Raw genomic sequence first — 13,157 nt, forward strand, 5'->3', positions numbered from 1 at the left:
GCCTCGTGATTGGTTCCCTTGCGCGCAAGATCAGGCGCGCTTGTCGTCGTCGAGATCTTCGAACTCTGCGTCCACGATGTCGTCGTCATCGCCGCGTGGTTCATCCGCACCGGCTGGCTCTTCTTCGGCGTCTTCTTGCGCCGATTTGTAAATCGCTTCGCCCAGTTTCATGGCCGCTTCGGTCACGTTCTGGATGCCGGACTTGATCTTGTCTGCGCCAGCACCGTCCGCTTCAAGGTCGTCCTTGAGTGCGGCAATCGCCAGTTCGATGGCTTCGATCGTGGTCGGGTCGACCTTGTCCGCATGCTCTTCCATCGACTTTTCGGTCGAGTGGATGAGGCTCTCAGCCTGGTTTTTCGCCTCGATCAGCTCGCGACGCTCCTTGTCCGCCTCGGCGTTGTCCTCGGCGTCCTTGACCATTTGTTCGATGTCGTCGTCCGACAAACCGCCCGAGGCCTGGATCGTGATCTGCTGTTCCTTGCCGGTGCCCTTGTCCTTGGCGCCCACCGACACGATGCCGTTGGCGTCGATGTCAAAGGTCACTTCGATCTGAGGCATGCCACGCGGGGCAGGCGGGATGTTTTCGAGGTTGAAGGCACCGAGGATCTTGTTGTCGGCGGCCATTTCCCGTTCACCCTGGAACACGCGGATGGTCACGGCGTTCTGGTTGTCTTCGGCGGTCGAGAAGATCTGGCTCTTCTTCGTCGGGATCGTCGTGTTGCGGTCGATTAGTCGGGTGAACACGCCGCCCAGCGTTTCGATGCCCAGCGACAGCGGCGTCACGTCGAGCAGGACAACGTCCTTGACGTCGCCTTGCAGAACACCGGCCTGAATTGCGGCACCCATGGCAACCACTTCGTCGGGGTTCACGCCCTTGTGCGGCTCTTTGCCAAAGAACTTGGTCACTTCCTCAACCACGCGCGGCATGCGGGTCATACCACCGACGAGGACAACCTCGTCAATGTCGCCTGCGGACAGGCCCGCGTCCTTGAGCGCAGCGGCGCAGGGTTTCATCGACGCTTTGATCAGGTCACCAACCAACTGCTCCAGCTTGGCGCGGGTCAGTTTCATCACCATGTGCAGCGGCTGGCCGTTGCTGCCCATCGAGATGAAGGGCTGGTTGATTTCGGTCTGGTTGGCGCTGGACAGCTCGATCTTGGCCTTTTCCGCCGCCTCTTTCAGACGTTGCAGGGCCATCTTGTCAGCAGTCAGGTCAACGGCGTGCTCTTTTTTGAACTCGTCCGCGAGGTAGTTGACGATGCGCATGTCAAAGTCTTCACCACCGAGGAACGTGTCGCCGTTGGTGGATTTCACTTCGAACAGGCCGTCGTCGATTTCGAGGATGGTCACGTCGAATGTACCGCCGCCGAGGTCGTAAACCGCGATGGTTTGGCTGTTTTCCTTGTCGAGGCCATAGGCCAGCGCGGCAGCTGTGGGTTCGTTGATGATCCGCAGTACTTCCAGGCCCGCGATCTTGCCCGCGTCCTTGGTCGCCTGACGCTGTGCGTCGTTGAAATAGGCGGGGACAGTGATGACCGCTTGGGTCACGTCTTCGCCGAGGTAGCTTTCGGCGGTTTCTTTCATCTTGCCCAGGATGAAGGCAGAGATCTGGCTGGGCGAGTATTTCTCGCCACGGCTTTCGACCCATGCGTCACCATTGCCGCCGTCGATCACGGCGAAGGGCAGGTTTTTCTTGTCCTTGGCCAGATCCGCGTCGTCATTGCGACGGCCGATCAGGCGTTTGACACCAAAGATGGTGTTGTCGGGGTTCGTGACCGCTTGCCGTTTGGCAGGCTGGCCGACGAGACGTTCGTTTTCGGTGAAGGCCACGATGGACGGTGTGGTGCGCGCGCCCTCGGCGTTTTCGATCACGCGGGGCTGGCTGCCGTCCATGATGGCGATACAGCTGTTTGTGGTTCCCAGGTCAATACCGATGACTTTGGCCATGTTTTCGATCCCTCATATCAGTTCAAGGCGATGACACGAGGCGGCGACCCGGTTCGGCATCGACGCCACGTATTACAATGCGCAAGAAACCTTGCGCGCTGGGGCGTATATAAGGAGGGTCAATTGACGCTGCAACCATTGCGGCGGGGTCGAAAACAGCAAAAATTGCACATAACGGGGTGTTTGGGGCATGCGGGCGACTATTCGGGGCTTTGATATCTACAAAGGGTATCTGGATGCTGCTGCACAGGCAGATTTAGTATCTGCAGTTCGAGATGTTGCCGTGGCTGCACCGATGTTTTCGCCGGAAACACCGTATGGAAAACCGATGAGCGTGCGCATGACCTCTACCGGGGCGCTTGGGTGGTATGCGGATCGCACTGGATACCGCTATGCGCCGTGCCATCCGGGTGGTGCAGCGTGGCCGCCGATCCCTGATGCGGTTGTGGCCTTGTGGCATGATCTGACCGGGTTGGAGCGTGCGCCGGATTGCTGTTTGATCAACTACTACGGTGAGGGCGCGAGGATGGGGATGCATCAGGACAAGGACGAGGCGGATTTTAAGTGGCCGGTTTTGTCTGTGTCTTTGGGGGATGCGGGCCAGTTTCGGATCGGGAACGAGACGCGCGGCGGCAAGACCGAATCGCTGTGGCTGGAATCGGGTGACGTGGTGGTCATGGGCGGTGCTGCGCGGCTGACCTATCACGGGGTGGACCGCATTCGGTTTGGATCGTCGACGCTGTTGCCCAAGGGCGGACGGATCAACTTGACCTGTCGCGTGGTGACCTGACCCTATTGGCCGGGTGGAACGAGCACGGAACTGGTGGGGTGCGCCTTGAACGCCGCATCAAGGTCGAGCAGTTGCAGCGTATCCAGACCAACGAGCACCGAATCGACCGCAATCGTGGCGAGGATGATCCCCATGACGCGACTGATGACACTGGCCCCGGTGTTCCCAATCAGGCGGAACACATAGGTCGCGGACAAGAGCAGGAGCAGGGTGATCAACAGGACGCCAATCAACAGCCCGGCGGTAACCAATTGGTCCGGCAGGCTTTCTGTTTCGTTGTCGGTCAGAACGACGATGGCCAGCATTGCACCGGGTGACGCGATGGATGGCATTGCCAGCGGGAACACGGCACCGGCGAGGTGATCACGCTCGGCCTCGGCAATCTCGGTCTGGGATTTTGCATCGCCAAAGATCATGGTGAGCGCAAAGAGGAACAGGATGATCCCGCCCGCGATCTGGAAAGACCCAAGGCGGAGGCCAATTGCTTCAAGCAGGTACTGCCCGCCAAAGAGAAACGCCAACAGGACCAGCCCGGCAATTCCCACGGCCCGGATTGCGAACTGGCGATGCAGGGCAATCGGCACATGTGCCACGGCAAACAGAAAGACGGGCAGTGACCCCACAGGGTCGATCACCACAAAAAGGGTAATGAATTCGCGTAGCAGCGACAGCCAGTCCACAGCGGGTTCTCCCGAACGTTAGCGCCGTGCGTTCCAGCTGAGCGAGGCGTGACGGCGGGTATAGAATTCGCCCATCAGCCCGACCATCACAAGGATGATTCCGACCCACAGTGCGTATTCCCACGAGGAGTAGCGCGGATTGTAGTTGATAAAGGCATAGCCGCGCGACTGGTCGATGGTGTGGAACAGCGGGTTCCAGTCAAACATCGCCAGCATGAAGCTGGGCAATGTGTTGGCCACGAACATCTTGCCCGAGGCAATCATGTTCGCGCGCTGATAGATCTGGGTAAAGATCGAGACGAATGTCGGGAACCACGGTTTGATCGCCAGCAGGACCAGACCCAAGGCGCAGCCGGTGAACCACGCAATCAGCAACATCCCGAACGCGCCGAATGGGTCGTCGATTTCCAGCGGGGTAAAGGCCACGTGGTAGATAAACAGGATCATAAACAGCGACAGAACCTGAACATAAAGCGCACCAAGCGCAGCAGATGAGATCGAGATGATCGTATTCATCGGCGCGTGCTGCATCATCGGGCTTGCCGGGCCTTCGGACCCGACGACGGCACCCAGCGATTTGGTGTGCGTCATATAAAGGAAGATGCCCGTCATGATGTAGACGAGGAAATCGCCACGGATCGCCGCACCGCGCAGCCCCAGTACAGAGAACATCACATAGAAGGCGCCGACAAAGATCACCGCCTGCAACATGTTCATCGCAATCGCGAGGAACGCGTTGTTATGCGTCTTGCGCACCGACCGGACGATCGAGTGGTAGATGACCTCGAACATGGCCATGGCGGTGCCAAAGCCGGACTGTGGCTTGCGGGTTGATTGAAACATGTGCGGTTCTGCCTCGACTGACGCGATGGTCGCAGGGAATTCTTGCCGTTCCGTTAGCACCACAGCATAAGGGGCGCGCATTGTGATTTCAACAAATGCCCGTGTGAGGAACGAATTTATGAACTACGACGATTTGATCCCGGTGATCCGCAAACTGGCCCTCGAGGCTGGCGACAAGATCATGGAGATTTATGACGGCGATGATTTTGAAGTAAAGTCCAAGTCCGATGACAGCCCGGTGACGGCAGCAGACGAAGCTGCGGATGCGCTGATTTCCGATGGTCTCCGCGCGGCGTTTCCCGATGTGATGCTGGTGACCGAAGAGCAGGCGGCGACCCATTCCACCACTGGCGACACGTTCCTGATCGTTGATCCGCTGGATGGCACCAAGGAATTCGTCCACCGTCGTGGTGATTTCACCGTGAACATTGCATTGGTCGAAGGTGGTGTACCGACGCGCGGCGTTGTCTATGCACCGGCCAAGGGGCGCATGTTCTTTACCCTTGCAGATGGTCAATCCGTCGAGGAAAGCGGCGCGCTGGACAAAAACGAGATGGGTGAGGTTACACCAATCAACGTGGCTCAAAGCGACAACAGCGCGCTGATGGTTGTGGCATCAAAGTCGCACCGCGATCAGGCCACGGATGACTACATTAACAAGTACAACGTCAAAGACATGAAGAGCGCGGGTTCATCGCTCAAGTTCTGTTTGGTTGCGACGGGCGAGGCGGATATTTACCCGCGTGTTGGTCGCACAATGGAGTGGGACACCGCCGCGGGTCACGCGGTGCTGACGGGTGCGGGCGGCAAAGTGGTGCGTTTCGACAACCATGAGACCCTGATGTACGGCAAAGATACCTATGCCAACCCGTTCTTTATCGCCTATGCGCCCGGTGTTGAGCTGAAGCCAGCCTGATGTCTGTTCTGATCGTCATCCCAGCCCGCTATGCCTCGACCCGGTATCCGGGCAAACCGCTGGTGCCGTTGACCGGTGCAACCGGCGAGGCGCAGACCCTGATCGAGCGCAGCTGGCGTGCCGCCTGCGATGTGGCCGGGGTGGACCGTGTGGTTGTGGCGACGGATGACGATCGTATCAAAGCGGCCTCTGAAGCCTTTGGCGCAGAGGTTGTGATGACGTCAGAGGCGTGCGGCAACGGAACAGAGCGTTGCGCCGAGGCGCATGCCGCGCTGGGCGGTGGATATGATATTGTCGTAAACCTGCAAGGCGACGCGCCATTGACGCCCGCCTGGTTCATCGAAGGGCTGGTCGATGGTCTGCGCGCCGCGCCAGATGCCGAGATTGCGACTCCGGTCCTGCGGTGTGACGGGGCGACGCTGACCGGTTTTCTGGAGGACCGCAAAGCGGGACGCGTTGGCGGTACGACCGCTGTGTTTGGTGCCGCTGGTCAGGCGCTCTATTTCTCCAAGGAAGTCATTCCGTACACCAATACCGACTATGCCCCGGATGCGGACACGCCAGTGTTTCACCATGTGGGTGTCTATGCCTATCGCCCAGATGCGCTTGCTGCCTATCCCGGCTGGCCCGTTGGGCCATTGGAGCAGTTGGAGGGGTTGGAACAGCTTCGGTTTCTGGAAAACGGGAGGCAGGTTCTGTGTGTCGAAGTGGCGGCGCGTGGCCGACAGTTCTGGGAACTGAACAACCCCGAAGATGTGCCAAAGATTGAGCAAATGATGGCGGATATGGGTCTGGCATGACCCAGCCACCTGTCAGCGTTGTGGTGGTGAGCCGCGACAGGCCTGCGGCATTGCGCCGATGCCTGACCGCGCTGGCGCAGGTGCAGTATACGCCGTTCGAAGTGGTTGTGGTCGCCGACGTCAAAGGCCGTGCGACAGTTGCGGGATCGCCACTGGCCGGTTTGGTCAAAGTGGTCGAATTTGACCGGCCCAACATCTCTGAGGCGCGCAACCTTGGCATCAGCCACGCGGCGGGCGACATCGTTGCGTTCATTGACGATGACGCGGTGCCTGAGCCCAGTTGGCTGACGCACCTCGTGTCACCGGCCACCCGGCCACATGTCGGCGCCACGGGTGGATTTGTCCGGGGCCGGAACGGTATCTCGTTTCAGTGGCAGGCGCGCAGCATCGACGAGACCGGTGCAACGGAACACATGGAAATGAATCCGCGGCGGGCGACGATCCTGACACCCAAAGGTGCGCGTGGCACAAAAACCGAAGGCACCAATATGGCGGTGCGCCGGGACGTGTTGGTGGATCTCGAAGGGTTTGACCCCGGCTTTGCGTTTTATCTGGACGAAACGGATCTGAACCTGCGGCTGGCGCGTGCGGGCCACGCCACGGCAATTGTTCCGATGGCCGAAGTGCATCACGGTTTCGCCGCCAGCCCCCGTCGCAGAGCGGATCGGGTGCCACGTGACCTGTTCGACATCGGTGCAAGCTGGGCAGTGTTCCAGCGCAAGTACCTGTCCGAGGCCGAGCGCCGCGATCATTGGCGTGCCATTCGTTTGTCCGAGCGCAAACGTGCGTTGGAACATATGGTGGCTGGGCGGCTCTTGCCACGCGATGTGCGGTATCTGCTGGGACGGCTTGATCAGGGATACAGCCAGGGTTTGATGCGCAAGCGCGGAGGCGCGCAGATTTCAGCCAGCCCGATTTTGCCCTATCAGCCGCTAGAGGTTGCACCGCGCAAGAGTGTGCTGATCTCTGGCCGGATCTGGCAGGCCAAACGCTTGCGCGCCGAAGCGGCCGAGAGGGTGAAAAACGGCGAGATTGTCACCTTGTTCCTGCTCTCGCCCACGTCTCTATATCATCACGTGCGGTTCGACCCGCGTGGATTTTGGGAGCAAAGCGGTGGACTGTTTGGCAAGTCGAGCCGGGACGATGTGGTGTTTCGCCCTTATGGCTTTCGGGAAAGAGTGCTTAGAGAACGTGAACGTGTCGCGATTCAGCGTCTATTTTCCGCATAAATTTGGCGCGTCTGCGCAACACTTTGCCGGTCAAGGCAGGAATTCAGGAATTGGACATTCTTTGGTCGCAGTCTAATAGTAAGGCGTTGCCAGAAAAGTTATTGCACCTGCAAACCAGATATCAAAACGAGGATGACGCGTATGCGTAAGAAGGTCACAAAAGCAATTTTCCCGGTCGCCGGGCTGGGTACGCGGTTTTTGCCAGCGACCAAGTCCGTGCCCAAGGAGATCATGACCCTCGTGGATCGCCCGTTGATCCAATACGCGATCGACGAAGCGCGCGCTGCGGGTATCAAGGAATTCATTTTTGTCACCTCGCGCGGCAAAGGTGCGCTTGAGGACTATTTTGACCATTCCCCCACGCTGGAGCAGGAGCTGCGCAAAAAGGGTAAAGACGAGCTGTTGGACGTGTTGAAAGACACCAATATGGACAGCGGCGCGATTGCCTATATCCGTCAGCACAAGGCGCTGGGTCTGGGGCACGCCGTTTGGTGCGCGCGTCGCCTGATCGCCAACGAACCCTTCGCGGTTATTCTGCCCGATGACGTGATTGCCGCCGAGAAACCCTGCTTGCAGCAGATGGTTGAGGCATTCGAGGAAACGCAAGGCAACATCGTTGCCGCGATGGAAGTTCCTCCGGAAAAAGCGTCGTCCTACGGTGTTCTCGACATCAAGGAAGACATGGGCCAGATGGTCGAAGTCAAAGGCATGGTTGAAAAGCCGCCTGCCGGTGAGGCACCATCGAACCTGGCCGTGATTGGCCGTTATATTTTGACGCCGCAGGTGCTGCGCTCGCTTAACCAGATGAAGTCTGGCGCTGGTGGTGAAATCCAGCTGACTGATGCCATCGCCCAAGAGATCGGTGGCGAAGACGGCGTTTACGGCTACCGTTTCCGTGGTCAGCGTTTTGACTGCGGGTCCAAGTCGGGTTTCCTTCAGGCGACTGTGTCCTTTGGTCTGGCGCGCGAAGAACTGCGTGACGACCTGTTGAGCTACATTCAGGATGTCGTTCAGATGGACAAAGCCGCAGAGTAAACCAGGGATCACATTGTGAAGCATGTATTGGTAACGGGTGGTGCGGGTTATATCGGCTCGCACGCCTGCAAGGCCCTGCGCGCTGCCGGGTTTGTTCCGGTGACGTACGACAATCTCGAGACCGGGTGGAAGGATGCCGTCAAGTTCGGCCCGTTTGAACAGGGCGATCTGATGGACCGCGCTCGCCTCGACGCTGTCTTTGCCACGTACAAGCCGGTTGCTGTCATGCACTTTGCCGCCCTCAGCCAGGTTGGCGAGAGCATGAAGGAGCCGGGCCGGTACTGGCGCAACAATGTTCTGGGTTCACTGACTCTGATCGAGGCGGCTGTGGCGGCTGGGTGCATGGATTTTGTGTTCTCGTCGACCTGTGCGACCTATGGCGATCAGGACAACGTGGTTCTGGACGAAAACAGCGAACAGCACCCCATCAACGCCTATGGCGCGTCCAAACGTGCAATCGAGGATGTGCTTGTAGATTTTGAGGCGGCCTATGGGCTGCGCCACGTCATCTTTCGGTACTTCAATGTTGCGGGCGCGGATCCCGATGGCGAGGTGGGCGAGTTCCACCAGCCAGAGACGCATTTGATCCCGCTGATGCTGGATGCGATTGCGGGCAAGCGTGACGCGCTGACGGTCTATGGCACCGACTACGAGACGCCGGACGGCACCTGTATCCGTGACTACGTGCATGTGTGCGATCTGGTGGATGCGCATGTTCTGGGCCTCAAGTGGCTGCAGGACGGTAAAGGCAGCCGTGTGTTCAACCTTGGCACCGGGTCCGGGTTTTCGGTGCGCGAGGTCATCGACCATTCGCGGTCGGTTACCAATCAGGCGGTTCCATATGTTGACGGCGCACGTCGCGCAGGTGACTGTACCAAGCTGGTGTCAGGATCGACGCGGGCAGAAACCGAATTGGGGTGGACACCCACACGGTCGACGCTTGAGACGATGATCACCGATGCATGGAGATGGCACCAAACTGGCCACTACGACACATAATCCGCCCCCCGCGCGCCTGCTGGATCTGACTCGCCTGATGCGGCGGGTGGGCAAGGTCTTGACCGGCGTGGATCGTGTCGAATGGGCCTATCTGCGGGCCCTGATGGCCGATCCCGTACCTGTCTACGGGCTTATCCGTGCCCAACTTGGTTACATCCTACTTGATCCGGATGGCGTGGCGTCGTTGGCGCCGTCGCTGGGCGGTCCTGAACCCGATACATCAGCGGATGCGCAGCGGCGTCGGACATGGCGCAAGGCGCGGCGTCTATCCATCAGCCGGGTTCCCCCCGCCCTGTTGGGCCGCATGTTGCGCGGCGGGCTGCCGCGCGGTGTCGCCTACCTGAATGTGGGGCATTCGAACCTGACGGACCGGGTCCTTGGCACACTCAAGGCGATCGACGCGCATATCAGCGTTTTGGTGCATGACGTCATTCCATTGGATTTTCCCGACTATCAACGCGACGGATCAGTCGCGCCATTCGCGGCAATGATTGAGCGTGTTGGCACACAGGCCGATCTGTTGATCTATAATTCGGCCGATACGCAGACCCGGACCGAAGCACGCATGGCTGCGCCGCCACCTGGGATTGTTGCTCATTTGGGAACAGACTTGGTGCCATCCGCGCCTGATGATTTGCCCCAAGGCATGCCGCCAAGGGCCCCGTTTTTTGTCTGTATCGGCACAATTGAACCGCGCAAGAACCACGCGTTTTTGTTGGATATGTGGGAACAGATGGGTGCAGACGCACCGACATTGGTGATTGCAGGTAGCCGCGGATGGAAGAACGAAGACGTGTTTTCCCGTCTCGATGCCTTGCCCGAAGGTGGTTCGGTCCGTGAGGTTGCAGGGCTGAGTGATGGTGCCTTGGCCGCGTTGGTCGAGCAATCACAAGGCGTTTTGTTCCCCTCTCATGCAGAGGGATTTGGCCTGCCTGCAACAGAGGCAGCATCGCGCGGTGTGCCCGTGATCGTGAATGATCTTGAGGTGTTCCGCGAAATCTTGGGCGATATTCCAGTTTACGCAAGCGTTTCAGATCGTTATCTGTGGATAAACAAGATCAAAGAGTTGGCCGAGGCAGACAAGCAAACGCCCAAACAACCGCAGTACCATGCCCCCACCTGGGACACGCATTTCAAGACTGTGTTAAGGTTGACCTGATAGGCGCAACGCTGGTCGTATCACGCGGCAGGTAGAGGAACGGAGTTCGGTGGGCGCTTGGCAGTCATATAGGCTGAGGCTTCAGCGCAAGCGGTGGCGCATTCGTGCGGTCCGCAAGCGTCGCGAATTGAAACGTATTACCAATCGCACTGACCAGATCCGCCCCAGCGATTTGCTGTGTTTTTCCACTCAGAGAAACGAGGCGGTACGCCTGCCCTATTTCCTCGACTACTACCGAGAGATGGGCATCAACCATTTCCTGATCGTGGACAATGACAGTACGGATGGTTCTGTCGATTACCTTGCCTCGCAGCCTGATGTGTCGGTCTGGTCCACTTCGGGCAGTTACAAGCGCTCGCGATTTGGTGTCGACTGGCTGAACTGGCTACAAATGAAATATGGGCATGGCCATTGGAACCTGGTGGTCGATCCCGATGAGTTCCTCGTCTATCCGTTTTGCGATACCCGGCCATTGCGTGCGCTCACCGATTGGCTGGACGCGTCGTCGATCAAATCGTTCTCTGCCATGCTGCTCGATATGTATCCCAAGGGGCGGTTGGACGAACAGCCGTACCAGTCGGGGCAGAACCCGCTCGAGATTGCCAGTTGGTTTGACAGCGGGAATTATACGATTTCGCGCAACCACACCTTTGGAAACCTGTGGATACAGGGTGGCCCCCGTGCGCGCGTGTTCTTTCCCGACACGCCGGAACGTGCGCCTGCGCTCAACAAGATCCCGTTGGTCAAATGGGACCGCCGCTATGCCTATGTGAGTTCGACGCATATGTTGCTGCCGCGTGGTTTGAACCAGGTCTACGACGAATGGGGTGGCGAAAAGGCGTCGGGCGTCCTGTTGCACGCCAAGTTTCTGGATACCTTCAACACCAAGGCCGCCGAAGAGTTGCAGCGCAAGCAGCACTATGCCGCTAGCGTGGAATACAAAGCCTACGCCGATACGTTGCGGGATGACCCGGACCTGTGGTGCAAATGGTCCGAAAAATACATCAACTGGCGTCAGCTTGAGATTTTGGGCCTGATGTCGAAAGGGAACTGGGCGTGAGTGTCGGTATTGTCATGCTGGTGCACAACGCCTTTGACCGCGCCGAACAGGCCGCGCGTCACTGGGCGGCGGGCGGTTGTCCGGTTGTGATCCACGTGGACGTCGCCGTGCCGCGCAAGGTTTATGCCGCCTTTGCCCGCGCACTGGCGGACGTGCCGGCGATCCGGTTTTGCAAACGCTACCGCTGTGAATGGGGAACGTGGGGCATCGTCGCGGCCAGCCAGACGGCGTCGGAAATGATGCTGGCCCAGTTTCCGGATGTGCGGCATGTCTATCTGGCTTCGGGGTCCTGTTTGCCACTGCGCCCCGTCGAAGAGCTGATTGAATATCTCGAAGAGCGCCCGCGCACCGATTTTATCGAAAGCGCTACAACCGCCGATGTTCCTTGGACTGTCGGGGGGCTGGATCAGGAACGGTTCACCCTGCGTTTTCCGTTCTCGTGGAAGCGACAGCGGCTGCTTTTTGATCGCTATGTCGAGTTGCAGCGCCGCTTTAAGATGAAGCGCAAGATACCCGATGGTCTGGTCCCCCATATGGGCAGCCAATGGTGGTGCCTGACCCGTCAGACGCTGTCGGCGATCCTTCAGGGGCCGGATCGCAAGGAATATGACACGTATTTCCGGCATGTCTGGATTCCGGACGAAAGCTATTTCCAGACGCTTGCGCGACAGTATTCCACCAAGATCGAAAGCCGGTCGTTGACCCTGTCCAAGTTCGATTTTCAAGGCAAACCGCACATTTTCTACGACGATCACCTGCAACTGTTGCGGCGGTCCGACTGTTTCGTTGCGCGCAAGATTTGGCCCCATGCCAACCGACTGTACGAGGCGTTTCTGACCGACCCCGCCGGTGCGATGAAGCGGACAGAGCCGAACCCCGGCAAGATTGACCGCATTTTCGCCAAAGCTGTCGAGCGTCGGACGCGCGGGCGGCCCGGCCTCTATATGCAGAGCCGGTTTCCGAACGAAGACTGGGAAAACGGCGTCACTGCCGCGCCCTATTCGATGTTTCAGGGGTTCACCGAGATTTTCGAGAATTTCGAACCGTGGCTGTCCAAAGCGACAGGCGCGCGCGTGCATGGGCATTTGTTTCACCCCGACCGGGTCGAGTTTGCCGAAGGGCAAACAACGCTGAATGGCGCGCTCAGCGACAGCGCGCGGGCACGGGACTATAACGCCAATGCGTTCCTGACCAACCTGATCTGGAACACACGCGGCGAACGTCAGTGTTTCCAGTTTGGGCCAGAGGGCAATCAATCGGTCAACTGGCGCATCGCCAAGGATCCAAATGCGCAGGTTTCGGTGATTTCAGGTGCGTGGGCGGTGCCATTGTTCCGGTCCAATATGAACTTTCTCGATATCCGCAAGCTGGCCGCGCAGTTGCAGAAAATCGAAAGCGACCATCTGGATGTTCTGCGGTCACCCTATGTGAAGGCGCGCGTGCGTATCTGGACCATGGCGGAATTTATCGAGGCACCGATGGAACCGTTGCAGGGTATTCTGGACGAGATTGGTCAAACGCAAGCGCGGCGTCTGTCCGAAGTGCCTAAGATGGTTGATTTGACGGGGTTCGGGCAATTCCTGCAGAATCTCAAGAACCAGGGCATGCATCCCTATCTGATGGGCGATTTTCCTGTGGCGCTGGGTCCTGAACCCGCACATGATCGTCCGCGCAAACCCTATCTGGTGCGGTAACCTGT

Annotated in this window: 12 protein-coding genes; 9 read left to right on the forward strand and 3 right to left on the reverse strand. The window is 58.7% G+C overall.

What is annotated here, in order from left to right; translation table 11 throughout:
• Positions 1–30: 30 nt before the first annotated feature.
• Positions 31–1,947, reverse strand: a complete 1,917-nt coding sequence (gene dnaK, locus Q0936_RS00445; protein ID WP_299139697.1) for a molecular chaperone DnaK — start codon at positions 1,945–1,947, stop codon at positions 31–33.
• A gap of 190 nt (positions 1,948–2,137) precedes the next feature.
• Between dnaK and Q0936_RS00450 the strand changes: the two genes are divergently transcribed.
• Positions 2,138–2,737: an alpha-ketoglutarate-dependent dioxygenase AlkB gene (locus Q0936_RS00450; RefSeq protein ID WP_299295355.1), complete on the forward strand. Its 600-nt coding sequence runs from the start codon at positions 2,138–2,140 to the stop codon at positions 2,735–2,737.
• Positions 2,738–2,739: 2 nt separating this feature from the next.
• Here Q0936_RS00450 and Q0936_RS00455 read toward each other — a convergent pair whose 3' ends face one another.
• A complete protein-coding gene (locus Q0936_RS00455) occupies positions 2,740–3,417 on the reverse strand; it encodes a MarC family protein (protein ID WP_299139691.1) in 678 nt (225 codons plus the stop codon).
• Between the two features lie 18 nt (positions 3,418–3,435).
• The gene (locus Q0936_RS00460) at positions 3,436–4,260 is read right to left on the reverse strand and encodes an ABC transporter permease (protein ID WP_299139688.1); all 825 of its coding nucleotides are present in this window, start codon (positions 4,258–4,260) and stop codon (positions 3,436–3,438) included.
• Positions 4,261–4,378: 118 nt separating this feature from the next.
• On the opposite strand from Q0936_RS00460, the gene cysQ reads away from it, so the two are divergent.
• The 8 genes from cysQ (at position 4,379) to Q0936_RS00500 (ending at position 13,152) form a co-directional block, all read left to right on the forward strand.
• On the forward strand, positions 4,379–5,176 hold the full coding sequence (gene cysQ, locus Q0936_RS00465; RefSeq protein ID WP_299139685.1) for a 3'(2'),5'-bisphosphate nucleotidase CysQ: 798 nt from the start codon (positions 4,379–4,381) through the stop codon (positions 5,174–5,176).
• Positions 5,176–5,976, forward strand: a complete 801-nt coding sequence (locus Q0936_RS00470) for a manno-octulosonate cytidylyltransferase (RefSeq protein WP_299295357.1) — start codon at positions 5,176–5,178, stop codon at positions 5,974–5,976. The genes cysQ and Q0936_RS00470 overlap by 1 nt, the downstream gene beginning before the upstream one ends.
• The gene (locus tag Q0936_RS00475) at positions 5,973–7,205 is read left to right on the forward strand and encodes a glycosyltransferase (RefSeq protein WP_299295359.1); all 1,233 of its coding nucleotides are present in this window, start codon (positions 5,973–5,975) and stop codon (positions 7,203–7,205) included. The genes Q0936_RS00470 and Q0936_RS00475 overlap by 4 nt, the downstream gene beginning before the upstream one ends.
• Positions 7,206–7,346: 141 nt before the next feature.
• Positions 7,347–8,240, forward strand: a complete 894-nt coding sequence (galU, locus tag Q0936_RS00480; RefSeq protein ID WP_299139678.1) for a UTP--glucose-1-phosphate uridylyltransferase GalU — start codon at positions 7,347–7,349, stop codon at positions 8,238–8,240.
• 15 nt (positions 8,241–8,255) lie between these two features.
• Entirely contained in the window at positions 8,256–9,239 is a 984-nt protein-coding gene (galE, locus tag Q0936_RS00485) for a UDP-glucose 4-epimerase GalE (protein ID WP_299295361.1), read from the forward strand.
• On the forward strand, positions 9,199–10,398 hold the full coding sequence (locus Q0936_RS00490) for a glycosyltransferase (RefSeq protein WP_299377779.1): 1,200 nt from the start codon (positions 9,199–9,201) through the stop codon (positions 10,396–10,398). Before galE ends, Q0936_RS00490 begins: the two co-directional genes overlap by 41 nt.
• Positions 10,399–10,447: 49 nt before the next feature.
• A complete protein-coding gene (locus Q0936_RS00495) occupies positions 10,448–11,458 on the forward strand; it encodes a glycosyltransferase family 2 protein (protein WP_299139672.1) in 1,011 nt (336 codons plus the stop codon).
• A complete protein-coding gene (locus Q0936_RS00500; RefSeq protein ID WP_299139669.1) occupies positions 11,455–13,152 on the forward strand; it encodes a beta-1,6-N-acetylglucosaminyltransferase in 1,698 nt (565 codons plus the stop codon). The genes Q0936_RS00495 and Q0936_RS00500 overlap by 4 nt, the downstream gene beginning before the upstream one ends.
• The last annotated feature ends 5 nt before the right edge of the window (positions 13,153–13,157 follow it).

It is taken from the genome of uncultured Tateyamaria sp., from assembly GCF_947488715.1.
GTDB lineage: Bacteria > Pseudomonadota > Alphaproteobacteria > Rhodobacterales > Rhodobacteraceae > Tateyamaria.

Excerpts from the sequence above, each read along its gene's own strand:
- dnaK (WP_299139697.1), bottom strand. The coding sequence starts at position 1,947 with ATGGCCAAAGTCATCGGTATTGACCTGGGAACCACAAACAGCTGTATC.
- Q0936_RS00450 (WP_299295355.1), top strand. The coding sequence starts at position 2,138 with ATGCGGGCGACTATTCGGGGCTTTGATATCTACAAAGGGTATCTGGAT.
- Q0936_RS00460 (WP_299139688.1), bottom strand. The coding sequence starts at position 4,260 with ATGTTTCAATCAACCCGCAAGCCACAGTCCGGCTTTGGCACCGCCATG.
- cysQ (WP_299139685.1), top strand. The coding sequence starts at position 4,379 with ATGAACTACGACGATTTGATCCCGGTGATCCGCAAACTGGCCCTCGAG.
- Q0936_RS00470 (WP_299295357.1), top strand. The coding sequence starts at position 5,176 with ATGTCTGTTCTGATCGTCATCCCAGCCCGCTATGCCTCGACCCGGTAT.
- Q0936_RS00475 (WP_299295359.1), top strand. The coding sequence starts at position 5,973 with ATGACCCAGCCACCTGTCAGCGTTGTGGTGGTGAGCCGCGACAGGCCT.
- galU (WP_299139678.1), top strand. The coding sequence starts at position 7,347 with ATGCGTAAGAAGGTCACAAAAGCAATTTTCCCGGTCGCCGGGCTGGGT.
- Q0936_RS00490 (WP_299377779.1), top strand. The coding sequence starts at position 9,199 with ATGCATGGAGATGGCACCAAACTGGCCACTACGACACATAATCCGCCC.